The sequence below is a fragment of the Mucilaginibacter sp. genome (assembly GCF_028288185.1).
Taxonomy (GTDB): Bacteria; Bacteroidota; Bacteroidia; order Sphingobacteriales; family Sphingobacteriaceae; genus Mucilaginibacter.
This window is the reverse complement of record NZ_JAQBOF010000010.1, coordinates 38,359-50,879: the sequence shown is the minus strand read 5'-3', so window position 1 is coordinate 50,879 and position 12,521 is coordinate 38,359. Positions and strand designations below refer to the sequence as shown.

Annotated in this window: 14 protein-coding genes; 4 read left to right on the top strand and 10 right to left on the bottom strand. The window is 38.8% G+C overall.

Going from position 1 to position 12,521, the window contains the following annotated elements; genetic code table 11:
• The first annotated feature begins 50 nt into the window (after positions 1-50).
• Positions 51-452, top strand: coding sequence for a hypothetical protein (locus JWQ34_RS04560; RefSeq protein WP_299354549.1), 402 nt, complete (start codon positions 51-53; stop codon positions 450-452).
• A 64-nt stretch (positions 453-516) separates the two neighbouring features.
• On the opposite strand, the gene JWQ34_RS04555 is transcribed toward JWQ34_RS04560, so the two are convergent.
• From JWQ34_RS04555 to JWQ34_RS04515, 9 genes are all read right to left on the bottom strand, one after another.
• Positions 517-1,470, bottom strand: a complete 954-nt coding sequence (locus tag JWQ34_RS04555) for a D-2-hydroxyacid dehydrogenase (RefSeq protein WP_299354546.1) — start codon at positions 1,468-1,470, stop codon at positions 517-519.
• 101 nt (positions 1,471-1,571) lie between these two features.
• Positions 1,572-2,639 (bottom strand): 3-phosphoserine/phosphohydroxythreonine transaminase, encoded by a 1,068-nt coding sequence (gene serC / locus JWQ34_RS04550; RefSeq protein WP_299354543.1) that lies wholly within the window; start codon positions 2,637-2,639, stop codon positions 1,572-1,574.
• 205 nt (positions 2,640-2,844) lie between these two features.
• A complete protein-coding gene (gene rpe / locus JWQ34_RS04545) occupies positions 2,845-3,516 on the bottom strand; it encodes a ribulose-phosphate 3-epimerase (protein ID WP_299354540.1) in 672 nt (223 codons plus the stop codon).
• A 106-nt stretch (positions 3,517-3,622) separates the two neighbouring features.
• Positions 3,623-3,898: a hypothetical protein gene (locus JWQ34_RS04540; RefSeq protein ID WP_299354537.1), complete on the bottom strand. Its 276-nt coding sequence runs from the start codon at positions 3,896-3,898 to the stop codon at positions 3,623-3,625.
• 234 nt (positions 3,899-4,132) lie between these two features.
• Positions 4,133-6,259: a polyribonucleotide nucleotidyltransferase gene (gene pnp / locus JWQ34_RS04535; RefSeq protein ID WP_299354534.1), complete on the bottom strand. Its 2,127-nt coding sequence runs from the start codon at positions 6,257-6,259 to the stop codon at positions 4,133-4,135.
• 129 nt (positions 6,260-6,388) lie between these two features.
• The gene (gene rpsO, locus JWQ34_RS04530) at positions 6,389-6,667 is read right to left on the bottom strand and encodes a 30S ribosomal protein S15 (RefSeq protein ID WP_299354531.1); all 279 of its coding nucleotides are present in this window, start codon (positions 6,665-6,667) and stop codon (positions 6,389-6,391) included.
• Between the two features lie 84 nt (positions 6,668-6,751).
• On the bottom strand, positions 6,752-7,519 hold the full coding sequence (locus JWQ34_RS04525; protein WP_299354528.1) for a hypothetical protein: 768 nt from the start codon (positions 7,517-7,519) through the stop codon (positions 6,752-6,754).
• 82 nt (positions 7,520-7,601) lie between these two features.
• Positions 7,602-8,357 carry a hypothetical protein gene (locus JWQ34_RS04520; RefSeq protein WP_299354525.1) on the bottom strand — a complete coding sequence of 252 codons (756 nt, stop codon included), beginning with the start codon at positions 8,355-8,357 and terminating at the stop codon, positions 7,602-7,604.
• 93 nt (positions 8,358-8,450) lie between these two features.
• Complete coding sequence (locus JWQ34_RS04515; protein ID WP_299354522.1) at positions 8,451-9,035, bottom strand: hypothetical protein; 585 nt, start codon at positions 9,033-9,035, stop codon at positions 8,451-8,453.
• 116 nt (positions 9,036-9,151) lie between these two features.
• On the opposite strand from JWQ34_RS04515, the gene JWQ34_RS04510 reads away from it, so the two are divergent.
• The 3 genes from JWQ34_RS04510 to JWQ34_RS19120 all read left to right on the top strand — a co-directional run bounded on the left by JWQ34_RS04510 (position 9,152) and on the right by JWQ34_RS19120 (position 10,205).
• Positions 9,152-9,571, top strand: coding sequence for an acyl-CoA thioesterase (locus tag JWQ34_RS04510; protein WP_299354518.1), 420 nt, complete (start codon positions 9,152-9,154; stop codon positions 9,569-9,571).
• A gap of 100 nt (positions 9,572-9,671) precedes the next feature.
• Positions 9,672-9,905 carry a hypothetical protein gene (locus JWQ34_RS04505; RefSeq protein WP_299354516.1) on the top strand — a complete coding sequence of 78 codons (234 nt, stop codon included), beginning with the start codon at positions 9,672-9,674 and terminating at the stop codon, positions 9,903-9,905.
• A complete protein-coding gene (locus JWQ34_RS19120) occupies positions 9,906-10,205 on the top strand; it encodes a type II toxin-antitoxin system RelE/ParE family toxin (RefSeq protein WP_367278593.1) in 300 nt (99 codons plus the stop codon).
• 40 nt (positions 10,206-10,245) lie between these two features.
• Here the strand turns inward: JWQ34_RS19120 and JWQ34_RS04500 are convergent, their stop codons facing one another.
• The gene (locus JWQ34_RS04500; protein ID WP_299354512.1) at positions 10,246-12,426 is read right to left on the bottom strand and encodes an alpha-amylase family protein; all 2,181 of its coding nucleotides are present in this window, start codon (positions 12,424-12,426) and stop codon (positions 10,246-10,248) included.
• Positions 12,427-12,521 lie beyond the last annotated feature (95 nt).

Genomic DNA, 12,521 nt, shown 5'->3' with positions numbered 1-12,521 from the left:
GCAACCTTATAAAAATAAGAGCGTATTGTTTAAATAAAAATTAAAAAAATATGAACAAAAAACTTGCTATCCTACCTGTCTTGGCTATACTTATTTTTATGCTATCGTGCCAAAAACAAGGCGTACAATCAAACTCCTCTGCTACTAAGACTATCAAATTTATTCTTTATACCAATAAAGATTTTTCTGGTGTTAATGATACCATCAATTTCTCATTAACTATAAAAAAGAAGTCAAACATCACTGTCTTCGATTCGGCTTTAACTTCAATGAGAATTAAGGATATCCCAGGTCCTGCAAATAAAATGATTTTTCAAAAAACAGTACCTGATGATGGCTCCACCCTTATTGTGGGCTTTAACTATAGTATCAAGAACGTTGGTTATTCATGGTTTTTAGATACTGTCGCAGTCAACGAAAAATTAAAGGTTATCGAGTACCCTTTTCAATAAAAAACTAATTTACTGTAACAAAAAAAGGAGGCATAAACCTCCTTTTTTTGTTGTTAACGTCACATTATTTCTTAAAGTGCCCAATTATTAAACTGGCCAGCTCTGCCCCTATACGCTCTTGTGCTTCGTTTGTAGCAGCACCAATGTGCGGGGTTAATGATATTTTAGGGTGGGTTAATATCTCTGCACGAGGGGTCGGTTCATTATCAAATACGTCTAATGCCGCGTATGATACCTGGGCACTGTTTAAAGCGTCAACCAGGGCTAACTCGTCAATTAATCCACCACGTGAAATGTTGATTAGTTGTACACCTTTTTTCATTTGCGCCAATTCTTCGGCGCCAATTAAAGCTTTGTCGATGAATGGTGTGTGCAGGGTTATAAAATCAGCAGTTTTAATGATCTCGTCAAGTGTTGATGTTTTAACGGTTACATTAACTTTAGTACCACCCGTACCTAATGTTATTTCCACTTCAGGATTGAACGGGAACAGATCATAAGCAATAATATCCATACCAACACCGATAGCGATCTTTGCCACTTCGCGGCCGATACGACCAAAGCCTACAATACCTAAAGTTTTACCACGCAGCTCGATACCTTTGGCGTAAGCTTTTTTCAAGTCGTTAAACTTAGTGCCGCCATCAACCGGCATTTTGCGGTTACTGTCATGCAAAAAACGCACGCCGGTAAACAATTGTGCGAAAACAAGCTCTGCAACTGATAATGATGAAGAAGCCGGCGTATTATATACGCCTATTCCTTTTTCTTTAGCGTAATCAACATCTATATTATCAACACCTACACCGCCGCGGCCAATCAGCTTTAGGTTAGGGCAAGCGTCAATTAATGCTTTGCGTACTTTAGTCGCACTACGTACGGTAATAGCATCGTAATTTTGTAATTTAACAGGTAATTCATCCTGTGGTATATTGTTAGTATCAACCTCAAAACCGGCATCCTCTAACATTTTTTTTCCGATAGGATCTATCCCATCGTTAGCTAATATTTTGATCATCTTTTAAAAGTTCATTTGTTCAATAGTTCATTTGTTCATCGGTCTGCTTCATTAGCCCATCGATATGCACCAATGAACTATTGAACCAATGAACCAGTGAACTAACTATTCTTTTCTGCAAACTCCTGCATGGCGTCAATCAGCACATAGATGCTGGTTATTGGCAACGCGTTATATATGGAAGCACGGAAACCGCCTACGCTTCTGTGGCCTTTAATGCCAACTATGCCTTTTTCATCGCAAAGTTTAAGGAATGGTTTTTCCAACTCAGGGTTTTCCATTACAAAGCAAACATTCATATCCGAGCGATCTTCAACTGCGCAAACTGCTTTAAATAGCGGGTTACGGTCAATTTCTTCGTACAATACGTATGATTTTGCTTTATTTTCTTTGGCAATTGCTTCAACGCCGCCTTTTGATTTTAACCAGTTTAGCGTAAGCATTGATACATATATAGCAAATACCGGCGGGGTGTTATACATTGATCCACCTTCTATTTGTACCTGGTAATTTAACATTGCAGGTATTTTACGGTCTGTTTTACCTAGTATTTCGTCTTTAACAATTACTAAGGTTGTACCGGCCGGGCCCATATTTTTTTGAGCGCCTGCATAGATAATACCAAAATCAGCAACATTAATTTTTCGGCTGAAGATGTCTGACGACATATCGCAAACAACAGGTATTGGCGATGCAGGGAACTCATGCAATTGCGTACCATAAATGGTATTATTTGATGTTAAATGCAAATAAGCCGCATCAGCAGGTATGGTATAATCTTTAGGGATGTAAGTAAAATTACTTTCTTTTGATGTAGCAATAACATCAACCTCGCCAAAGAATTTAGCTTCTTTTAAAGCTTTGTTAGCCCATACACCCGACTCTACATAAGCAGCTTTACCGGTTGATGGCAGCAAGTTATAAGGCACCATTGCAAATTGTGTACTTGCACCACCTTGTAAAAACAATACCGAGTAACCTTCCGGAACTTCTAATAACTCTTTCACTAATTTTACGGCTTCATCTAAAACCGCCTCAAACTCAGCCGATCGGTGCGAGATCTCTAAAAGAGATAAACCGATGCCATTAAAATCAACAACCGCAGCTGCAGCTTGCTTTAAAACTTCATGAGGTAAGATGCCTGGTCCGGCACCAAAATTATGTTTCATATGTTTTGAAAATTGGTTTTCTGCGCCATATCGAATTAAGAACTTCGTATTTTGCTGGGGCAAAGGTAATTAATTTGACAAAGTTTACAGGGTTTATTTACATTTATTTTAAAAAATATAAATATTTAATAAAAATGACTTTTACAGCCCTTTTATTAAATAAAATTAAAAAGTTGTACTATTTGTATTATGATTGTAATAACATTCAGGAGTTTTTGAGCGTTGAGATCATTGCCGACGGACTAGATGCCGAGAACACCGAGCTACCCGCAACTAACACATTTGCACCAACCGAAAACAATTCCCCAGCGTTGTTTTTATCAACTCCGCCGTCAACTTCTATAAACAGATCAGGATTATATTTTTCGGCTAGCCTTTTAATATCAGCTACCTTTTTGTAAGTATTTTCAATAAAGTGCTGCCCGCCAAAACCTGGATTTACAGACATGATCAAAACCAGGTCAAGGTCACCAACAATATCTTCCAATAAAGCAACAGGGCTATGCGGGTTAATGGCCACTCCTGCCCTGCATCCTAATTCTTTAATAACTTGTATAGTACGATGTAAATTAGGGCAAGCTTCTAATTGCACGGTTATACCGGCTGCACCCGCGGCTGCAAAACGTTTAAGGTAACGATCAGGGTCTACTATCATTAAATGTACATCCAGTGGCTTTGTAGCGTGCTTATAGGCAACCTCGGCCACCGGGAAACCAAATGATATGTTAGGCACAAATAAACCATCCATTATATCAACGTGTATCCAGTCTGCTTCGCTTTGATTAAGCATTTCTATATCACGTTGCAGATTCCCAAAATCGGCAGATAAAATTGATGGAGCAATCAAATGGTCATTGGTCATTGTGTCATTAATCATTAGTTGTTGCAAATATATTAAATGTAGGGAATTGTGGTAAGTTTATTAGCAAACATGCTAAAGGCCGTCATTCAATGACTAATGACTTAATGACCAATGACAAAAATCAATCACAATTCAACAAAAGATCATAGTATTTTTTCATCAGTATAATATCATAGTTAACTAACGAGTTGTAGGCTTCGGTAATCAGTTCGGTTAAAATAGATGAGCCAAGCTGCCCGCCCCCATTTGGAATGGAGTCATAATAAGCAATAAGTTCTTTTACCCTTATTATTTCATACAATAACATCTGTACCAAATCGGCACCAGGGCCTGCCAGTTTGCCAGAATTATTATTGTTATTGAGAAAGTCTAAAGGATCATTGGTAGTAGAGGTCATTTCAATTTGGATCGGCCTTTTAGCTTTTATCAACTAACTATAAAAGATATAAAGCTCAAAAAACAGCTTTTTGTTTCAAAAAATAAAAAATAATTAAAACAAAATTTCGATTAAACAGTAAAGGCCTTATTTCTAAGGCCTTTACTGTTTAAAATATGATTACTCACCCGGTCTTTGCATCGCTCGACCACCTTCTCTTCCGCAAGCGGTAAATAGGGATTTAGGGTGAGGCTATTACTTAGCTGCTTCTGGCTTAGGTAATAAAACCTTACGCGAAAGTTTTAATTTACCTTGCTTATCAACATCAAGCAATTTCACACGTACTTCATCGCCGACTTCAAAAATGCCGTCCATAGTTTCAATACGTTTGTGGTCAATTTCTGATATGTGCAATAAACCGTCTTTACCTGGCATAATTTCAACAAATGCACCAAAAGGCATAATTGATTTTACTTTACCTTCGTAAATCTCACCAACCTCTGGTTTAGAAGCTATGTTTTTAATACGGGTAACAGCTTTGTCAATTGCTTCTTTGTTATCAGCAAATATTTGAACTACACCCTGGTTGCCAACTTCTTCAATAGAGATAGTAGCACCGGTTTCACGCTGCATTTCTTGGATGATCTTGCCACCAGGTCCGATAACGGCACCGATAAACTCTTTGTCGATACGGATAGTAACGATACGCGGAGCGTGTGGTTTGTAATCTTCGCGAGGTGCTTCCATGGTTTTAGCCATTTCGCCTAGTATGTGTAAACGACCATCTTTAGCCTGGTTTAACGCGTTGGTTAAAACTTCGTATGATAAACCGTTTATTTTCAAGTCCATTTGTACAGCAACAATACCATTTTTAGTACCTGTTACTTTAAAGTCCATATCACCTAAGTGATCTTCGTCACCTAAGATATCAGAAAGGATAGCATATTTAGTACCCATTTCGTTAGTGATCAATCCCATCGCGATACCTGATACCGGGTTGGTAATTTTGATACCTGCATCCATCAAAGCCAATGTACCGGCACAAACCGTAGCCATTGATGATGAACCGTTAGATTCTAAGATATCAGAAACAATACGGATAGTATAAGGATTTGCATCCTCGGCAGGTAATACACGTTTTAATGAACGCATAGCTAAGTTACCATGACCAATCTCGCGACGGCCTGCACCCCTGTTAGGACGAACCTCGCCGGTTGAGAAACCTGGGAAGTTATAATGTAACAAGAATTTTTGGTAACCATTAATGAACGCGCCGTCAATCATTTGTTCATCATCCTTAGCACCTAAGGTAACTGATGTTAATGACTGTGTTTCGCCACGTGTAAATACAGCCGAACCGTGAGCAGCAGGTAAATAACCAACTTCGCTCCATATTGGGCGTATTTGTGTAGTTGTACGGCCGTCTAAACGTTTGCCTTCGTCTAATACAAGGTTACGGATAGCGTCATACTCAACATCGTGATAATATTTTTTAGCTAATGATTTAGTTATATCATCAATCTCGCCTAAAGTAGCGATATACTCATCACGTACTGCTTTAAATTTAGCACCACGCTCGTCTTTACCAGAAGCTTCGCCTGCAATAGCGTAAACTTTATCATAAGTAGCAGCATAGATAGCTTTTTCAAGCTCGTCATTGCTGTGCTCATGGCTGTAAGTACGTTTTTCGGTTTTATTCAATTCAATGGTTAACTCTTTTTGAGCTAAACACTGTATTTTAATAGCAGTGTGTGCAAATTTAATAGCTTCAACCAATTCTTCTTCTTGTATCTCGGCGCTTTCACCTTCCACCATGTTGATGTCATGCTCGCTACCTGCTACTATAAACTCTAAAGTTGCAGTTTGCAATTGGCTTAAAGTTGGGTTGATAATTAATTTACCATCAACTTTAGCTACACGTACTTCTGATATAGGGCCGTTAAACGGAATATCAGAACAAGCTAATGCAGCTGATGCAGCTAAACCTGCTAAACAATCAGGCATGATATCTTTATCAGCTGATATTAATGATATCATTACTTGTGTGTCCGCATGATAATCATCCGGGAACATTGGGCGCAATGCACGGTCAACCAAACGCGAGATCAAAACCTCATAGTCTGATAAACGAGCCTCGCGGCGTAAAAATCCACCAGGGATACGACCGGTAGCAGCGTATTTTTCTTGATAATCAACAGAAAGGGGTAAAAAATCAATACCTTCTTTTGCTTCTTGTGATGATACTACAGTAGCCAATAACATGGTATCACCCATTTTTATTACTACAGAGCCATCGGCTTGTTTGGCCAATTTTCCTGTTTCGATCTCGATGGTGCGGCCGTCACCTAAATCGATCACCTTTTTAATTACGTTTAAACTCATCTTGTTTTCGTTGTGATGCGCTTTTCATCTTTTAGAGCGTATCGGTTTTTTTATTGTGTGTATATTAATTCGTAAAGTAAAAAAGCCATCTCCTAGTAGAGACGGCTTTTTGTAAAAAATAACTTTAAGTTACTTAATGATATCCCTAAGCGCTAAAGCTTTGATGATGGCACGGTATCTTGAAATATCTTTTTTGTAAAGGTAAGCCAGCAATCCGCGGCGTTTACCTACTAATTTTTGCAGTGATAATTGGGTTGAAAAATCATGTTTGTTTTTTTTCAAATGCCCTGTTAAATGTGCGATACGGTAAGTGAATAATGCTACCTGACCTTCGGTTGAACCTGTGTCTGCTGCATCTTTACCGTGTTTTGCGAAAATTTCTTGTTTTTCTTCTGTACTTAAATACATTACGTAAATAATATTAAAGCGTTAATAATTTTGTTATTTGTGGGTGCAAAGGTAAGTGTATTATTATTATTATGCAAGTATGTTTTAATACTGATCAACAAACGTAAACTCTTTTTTTTCACGCACAAAAAAAGCATTATTTCCAAAAACGTTAAAATGACCCCCTCTATTATAGTTATTGAATGATTGAATGCGTATTCTATCTGTAGTATAAAAACCTAAATACATTTGTTTAACAAGTTTCTGGCCCGAATAAAAATCAACAGGAATAGGTTGTTGTCTAAAATCAACCACATATCTCAATTTTATCAGGTGAGTGGTATCTTTATAATACACAGTCTTGTCATCAACAAAAATAAACTTATGATCACTTATTTTTCCTTTAAACGAATTGCCCCATTGGCCTAACAAATCTTTATAAATCGGCAAATGCATTTCAGTGCCGGTCATAGGCTGTTTTATTTTTAAATAAACTCCTACCTTTTTATTGGTGGTATCGGCATCCTTAGGTATGTCCCAACTATTAATTCTAAGTAAGATTACACTGTCGTTTAAAAACTTGATATAGCCACGTTCAAAACTTGGTTTTTTGCGGTTTAATTGAGTTGTAAATTTAAAATTCATTTGCCTGTCGCCTACTTTTTGTATGGCAGGTATGTACTTAAATCTATTCAATACAAAACCGCCTTTATCTAGCCATGCCCCGGTTGTATCACTGGTAAAAATTATGTTAGAATTTTTAAATCGTGATGATTGCCATCTGCCTACCAGATCTTTCGCCGAATAGCTTTGCGCGTATAGAAGTGCTGTGTTGACTAATAAAATTAAGGTGATAAGTATTCTTTTTTTCATGCGATAGTTGCATTTAGGTTTCTCAAATATAAAACGAAATTAACATGATTACCAGTGCAAATATACCAAGCATTGCAGGTGATTAGTTTTTAGCTGATGTTTGCCTCTTATACGGGATGAGCGCTTTGATTCCTATCAGAAAGGCCTTAAAATGATCCCGCCGTTTATCATGCCCAGAATATTCCACTAGCATAATATTTCTGTTATAAAAGTAAAAAATCGCCTCATCTACAGGTTCGTTACCCTTGTAAAAATCTATCATCATTGGCTGTTTGGTAAAATCAGCAACGTAACTTAGCCTCACTGAGTTCTGTCTGCCGTTTTTGCTATAAACAGTACTATCATCAACAAAGTTAAGCTCCCAGCTATTTAAAGTATCCTTAAAGGAATATTTCCACAAACCCAACAGATCCTTAAAATTGTGCATGCGCATTTCTGTACCCGGCAAATCATACTTTATTTTTTTGTAAACTTCTATTTTCTTATCGCTCGTATCTATTTTTTTGGGGATAGCGCTTCCCCTACTGGTAATCAAAACACTGTCGCTAATAAACTTAAAATAAAACTTTTCGTAGCTCGGGCTTTTCCGGTCAATTTGAATAGTAGCGTCAAGCTTAATAATGTCCTTATCGGGCTTGATGGTATACTTTATTTTATTTTTTAAAAACCCATCATCACTCAGGAAGGCGCCGGTAGAGTCTGTAAAAAAAGCCATATTAATTTCTTTCTTCCGTGTTGATTCCCATCGGCCCAAAAGATTTTTTGCCGAATATTGCTGCGCATAAATAGCCGCAGCGTTAAGCAATAAAATTAAGGCGATGAGTATTCTTTTTAGCATGGAGGAATATATTTAGGTTTCGTCAAATATAGAAGGAATCTCTTAATTACCAACTTCCGGTAGCAATCTCAATCCTCCCTATGGTGATGAAACTTATGGTCTATTTACGGTTGGCTCTACAACGGGCTTATAGGGTACCTTCTCAATCAACTTTCCATCCAAATACAGCCGCAGGTTGTCAAACCACATTTTGCCTTTGCCCGTTAATAAAGCCCCAACATTAAGGCTGCGTGCAACATCACTATTATAAGGCATTGAAATTGTGTACTCCTTCCAATCATTAGTACCATGCAGATTTTGCTTTTCCATTTTATCAAACTCGTCAATGCCATTTACCCGCATCCATATACCTGCGTAGCCATTGGTAACATTTTCTGTTTTTATAAATCCTTTTAATTGTAACGTGTGCCCGGTAAAATTATACGGGATAACGCAGTTAATAGCACCATAAGGGTAAGCATCGCTTGATGTAATGCAAATAGAATATTTGCCGTGATACACAACATTGCTATCCAGGGTGTAGGTATAGCCGCCTTTCATAGCGTTTGTCCAGGCCACCGGCATATTGGTTTTAGGGTCTATATTTTCAAGATCGCCATTAAATATTACTTGTGCTTTTAAGTGGCTGCTGCTGATAAAGCATGTCAACAAGAAAAACATGAAAACAGGACGTTGCATTGGCATTGAATTGGTAATTAAAGTTACATATTAAAACTGTCGATTTCTTAATTTTAAAAGGACATCTATTCTAATTATTCCCTTTTGAATTTTTACTTTTGGTTTTTAACTTAACCATGAGTTACGCCACTTTCGAAACTGAATACCGTGTACGCCCCGATGATATTGATATGTATCGCCACGTACATAACAGCAAATACTTTGATTATGTATTAGCTGCCCGTTATGACCAAATGGAGCGTTGCTATGGTATGGCTATGGAAAAGTTTTTGGAGCAGGGCAATGGTTGGCTAGTACGCAGTGTTTTTGTTGATTATAAACGCCCTTTAATATTGGGCGATTACTTTATTGTTACTACCGGGATTGAAAGCATTGACGAGAAAATTTGCCGCGTACAATTCAACATTAAAAACAAAACTACTACTAAAATATGCTGCGATGGCTGGTTTGATTTTGTGATGATAGATATGAATACTGGCAAAGCTGCCAAAATCCCCAACGATGTAATAAACCACTACACCTCTTTTAAAAAATAATTTAGGTGCCCTTATTATGATTTTGTGCAGCAAGCCGAATTGCGGTAAATTTGCTGTAGTTGAATAGATATATTTTAATTTATTTCTTTAAATTTGTTAAATGACAACAATAACAGTCGAAATTACAAAGGATAGGGATCTTACTGCTATAAAAGAATTTATAGCGCAATTAGGGTTGAAGTTTAGGGTTGCCGATACTGAAACCATAGTATATACAGACGAACTAAAAAATATGCTTGACCAACGATATGCTGATTATCAGGCAGGCAATATTAATTTGATTAGTGAAGAGGAAAGTCGTCAAAAAATCCAGAAACTACTTGTAACCAAGTAAGTGATAGCTTTTAAATACCGGCTTCACCCATCTGCCCAGGACGACTACGAATCCTCAGTATCATGGTATCTTAAACGCAGTTTAAAAGCAGCAACTAATTTTGTAAATGATATTGATAGAGCTTTAGCTCACATCTGTTCAGACCCAAAGCAAAATCGTAATGAATACAAAAACTATTATGAATTAAACATTCATAAATATCCATTCACTATCATTTATATGGTCGAAGAAGATCTACAAATAGTCATTATTGTAGCTATATATCATCACAAAAGAAAGCCGGGAAATAAATACAGATAGCACAAATTTTTTATAAAGCGGAAAAGTTTATCTGCCTTAATCACGCCAAATCTATCCCTACAATTTCATGATCCATTATCTGCGTGACTGTTAGCATAATCCTGCCATCTTTAATAGTATATGCCGGTTTTCGTTCGCTTACAGGTAAGTTCACACCTGTTACTTTTGCATTAGCGGGTATTTTAATGCTAACATCGGCGTTAACAGGTATCAGCTCGCGCATGGGGCCTTTCATCATCATTGGGTTGGTTAGGTTAACCAAATGCACCGCCATAGACTGCTCTTGCCGCCACACGGTGGTTTCTATTAACCCCGGTGCGGTAACTGCAACTACCGGCTCTTCGTTAAGCGCCCATTTAATGGTATTATTTAATAGCTTTCCATGATCAGGCGCCATGTATTGCCAAAAAGTCCTTTCAATATCCCAGGGGATGTAAGCTACCCGGCCTTTCCCAATCTCGCGTAAATAAAGCTCACGGGTATCGGGGTCCGGATTACGGGTGTAAACATCTTCCATCGGCAGATCCGGGTAGGTTGGCACTAAAGTAACCGGGCTGGGGAAATTAGTCGCCACCGGTTTCACCTTAACCGTATATATACCATTAATAATGCGGTTAGCGTCTTCCAGCCCTTCTAATACCGGGTGAAATTTATTGGTAGCTGCATCACTATGTAACCGCAAATAGCTGTTTTGCATCGGCCCTTCAACAGCATTATCAAAACTTACCCCAAATAGGTTAGCCAGTCCAAAATCTATACGCTTTTTACCATTCTCATCATATAACGATGATTCAAAAGAAGCCACAACACTTCCGCCATCCTCAACAAATTTGGTTATGATAGCGCATTGACTATCAGAAAGCGAGGTAATATTTGGCAATACCAATAGCTTATAAGGCTTCAATAGTTCGGCATTAAGCACGGCAGAGTTAATCATTTCGAAAGGCACATGCCCCTCTACCAAACTATGGTACATACCATTCATGTGATACGCACCGTTTGTTTGCCATGGCTTGCCACCCGCGCTTGCGACGCCTTGTTCTAATACGGCCACCCTTGCCATTGATGCGGTATTGCGCAGGTACTTTTCGCTGCGATAAAACCCCTGGTAAACCTGTTCTATAGGGCTCATCCAGCGTTTATCAATAGGTGTGGCGCCAAATTTTACAAAGCATGGCAACATGCCGTTAGCCACGCCATTAACAGCCCATATCCTTAACTCCGCAGCTGTATTTACCGAGTCTTTCCAGCGTGGAGACTCTTCTAGTCCCACGCTAAAAATATGTATCAGGGGTTTCATGTCCATACCACCGGCACGTAATTCTTTTGCGCCGCGGCCACTGTCCCATGGTGGTATATTGCCCGACCGGCCCTGCCTGTCAACAAAAAATATATCTGCCAATTGTCCGGTTATTTTTCTATCTGGGAACCCGTTAGGGATAAAACGCGATACCGGTTTTATTTTACGCATCTCGGCATCCCATAAAAACCATAATTCTTTTAAACGGGCGGTATTCCATTCGCGATACTTAGCTGTCGAACCACCATCCCGGGGCAGTTCCATACCACCCGAAAATGCTTTGAAGTTTTGTACACAATGCTCGCAATAACACATACCACTGCCCGACCAACGGTTAGAGAATATGCCTTCGGGTTTATACCTGGTCATGATCTCTTTGTGAACCGATGTCATGAAATCAAAATTATAGGGGCCCAACGCGCAGGTAACCCATAGATCAGGATTGGCCCAGTGACGGCGTTTTTTACCATCAGCAGTAACTGCTATCCAATCGGGATGCGCATCGTACACATTTTGTCGTGCAGCATGCGGGTCGGTGCGCAGGCAAACGGTCATATTCATTTTGCGGCAACCCTCTACCATATAACCAACCAGGTCTTTATTGCCTAAATAATCGCTGCGATGGTGTAAAGGGACATCGGTAGGATAAAAAGCCACTACCCCGCCGGCACTCAACAAAGCGCCCTGCGCGTGGATGCGTTTAAAATAATCAAGCCAGAAATCGGGGTCGCATTTGGCCGGGTCATTTTCAACAAAAGCCAACTGCGCCCAGCGCATTGATTTATTAAACCAGGCTTTATCGTCAGTTAAACTCTTTTCAGTCGAAGGAAACAAACTACCGGCATTGGCTAGCAGCGCCGGGCCGGTTATAGCATATCCACCTGCTATGGTAGACGTTTTGATAAAATCTCTTCTTCGCATAGTTGGTTAAGGATATGGTATTGGTGGCGCTTGACTTGTACCAAAATGACTTTTAAGTCAGAAAAAGTGTGCCAAACTGTATCATGAAATTAAAT

Coding starts and splice junctions, on each gene's coding strand:
- JWQ34_RS04560 (WP_299354549.1), top strand. CDS start 51: ATGAACAAAAAACTTGCTATCCTACCTGTCTTGGCTATACTTATTTTT.
- JWQ34_RS04555 (WP_299354546.1), bottom strand. CDS start 1,470: ATGATCAAAATATTAGCTAACGATGGGATAGATCCTATCGGAAAAAAA.
- serC (WP_299354543.1), bottom strand. CDS start 2,639: ATGAAACATAATTTTGGTGCCGGACCAGGCATCTTACCTCATGAAGTT.
- rpe (WP_299354540.1), bottom strand. CDS start 3,516: ATGATTAATGACACAATGACCAATGACCATTTGATTGCTCCATCAATT.
- JWQ34_RS04540 (WP_299354537.1), bottom strand. CDS start 3,898: ATGACCTCTACTACCAATGATCCTTTAGACTTTCTCAATAACAATAAT.
- pnp (WP_299354534.1), bottom strand. CDS start 6,259: ATGAGTTTAAACGTAATTAAAAAGGTGATCGATTTAGGTGACGGCCGC.
- rpsO (WP_299354531.1), bottom strand. CDS start 6,667: ATGTATTTAAGTACAGAAGAAAAACAAGAAATTTTCGCAAAACACGGT.
- JWQ34_RS04525 (WP_299354528.1), bottom strand. CDS start 7,519: ATGAAAAAAAGAATACTTATCACCTTAATTTTATTAGTCAACACAGCA.
- JWQ34_RS04520 (WP_299354525.1), bottom strand. CDS start 8,357: ATGCTAAAAAGAATACTCATCGCCTTAATTTTATTGCTTAACGCTGCG.
- JWQ34_RS04515 (WP_299354522.1), bottom strand. CDS start 9,035: ATGCAACGTCCTGTTTTCATGTTTTTCTTGTTGACATGCTTTATCAGC.
- JWQ34_RS04510 (WP_299354518.1), top strand. CDS start 9,152: ATGAGTTACGCCACTTTCGAAACTGAATACCGTGTACGCCCCGATGAT.
- JWQ34_RS04505 (WP_299354516.1), top strand. CDS start 9,672: ATGACAACAATAACAGTCGAAATTACAAAGGATAGGGATCTTACTGCT.
- JWQ34_RS04500 (WP_299354512.1), bottom strand. CDS start 12,426: ATGCGAAGAAGAGATTTTATCAAAACGTCTACCATAGCAGGTGGATAT.